This is a genomic window from Clostridium sp., assembly GCF_036639235.1.
In the GTDB taxonomy this organism is placed as follows: domain Bacteria; phylum Bacillota; class Clostridia; order Clostridiales; family Caloramatoraceae; genus Clostridium_AB.
In genome coordinates this window covers 1-1449 of the sequence record NZ_JAVWJB010000109.1, presented here as the reverse complement: position 1 = coordinate 1449, position 1449 = coordinate 1, and the positions used below count along the sequence as shown (strand labels likewise).

Sequence of the window (1449 nt, the reverse complement as noted above, 5' to 3'; positions counted from 1 at the left end):
AAGTATCTCCTAGAATGTTTTCATTTAATAGTCCATATGGTAAGTGTCATAAATGCGATGGATTAGGTACACTTATGGAAATTGAATCATCCCTTGTAATTGATAAAACGCTTTCTATTAATAATGGGGCTATTAAGGCGTGGAAAAACCTTCGTGAAGAATCTTGGAGTAAAGCACTAGTTGAGGGGCTTGCTAAAAAGTATAACTTTGATTTAGATACACCACTTGAGGAGCTTGGTGAAGAGGTAATTAACCTTATTCTTTATGGCAACAACGGAGAGAAGTATGAGGTTAATTTTATAAGAGATGGTGAAGGTGCAACTATGATGTACCACTTTGAAGGACTTATTCCAAACCTTCAAAGGCGTTATAGGGAAACATCCTCTGATTATATGAGGGGAGAAATTGAAAACTACATGTCAGATAAGAGCTGCCCTAAATGTAGTGGTGCAAGGCTTCGTGAGGAAAGTTTATCTGTTAAGATTGGAGGGCTTAATATTGACGCTGTATGTAGTATGCCTATACGTGAAGAGATGGAGTTCTTTAAGAAGTTAACCTTAACAGAGAAGGAAGCTATAGTAGCATCCCAGGTTCTAAAGGAGATTAATGAAAGACTTAGCTTTTTAGTAGACGTAGGTCTTGATTATTTAACCCTTTCAAGAAGTGCTTCAACCCTATCAGGTGGAGAGTCACAAAGAATAAGACTTGCAACCCAAATAGGTTCTAGCTTAGTCGGAGTTTTATATATACTAGATGAACCAAGCATAGGTCTTCATCAAAGAGATAATGATAAGCTTTTAAAGACTCTTAAGAATCTTCGTGATATAGGTAATACATTAATTGTTGTAGAACATGATGAGGATACAATGATTGAGGCTGATTATATTATTGATATAGGACCAGGTGCAGGTGCTCATGGTGGATATATAGTTGCACAGGGTACACCTAGTGAGGTTATGCAGTGTAGGGAATCACTAACAGGTGAATATTTATCGGGAAGAAGGAAGATAGAAGTACCAGAGACTAGACGTGAATCTAATAAGGGTGTAATCGAGGTAATAGGTGCCAGTGAAAACAACCTTAAAAATGTTAATGCTAAATTCCCACTAGGTGTTATTACCTGTGTTACTGGGGTATCAGGGTCAGGCAAAAGTACCCTTGTTAATGAGGTTTTATACAAAACAGCAGCAAGTAAGCTTTATAGAGCTAAAGATATGCCAGGTAAGTGTAAGGAAGTTAAGGGACTTGAGAATATTGATAAAGTAGTAGATATAGATCAATCTCCTATAGGAAGAACACCAAGGTCTAACCCTGCAACATATACAGGGGTATTTGATGCTATACGTGAACTTTTCTCAACAACTCAAGCCTCTAAGATGAAGGGGTATAAGCCTGGTAGATTTAGCTTTAATGTTAAGGGTGGAAGATGTGAGTCATGTTCAGGTGATG

At 37.5% G+C, this 1449-nt stretch carries 1 pseudogene; it reads left to right on the top strand.

The features are described 5' to 3' along the window. A pseudogene (locus RR539_RS10865) lies at positions 1-1449 on the top strand (excinuclease ABC subunit UvrA); the annotation flags it as partial.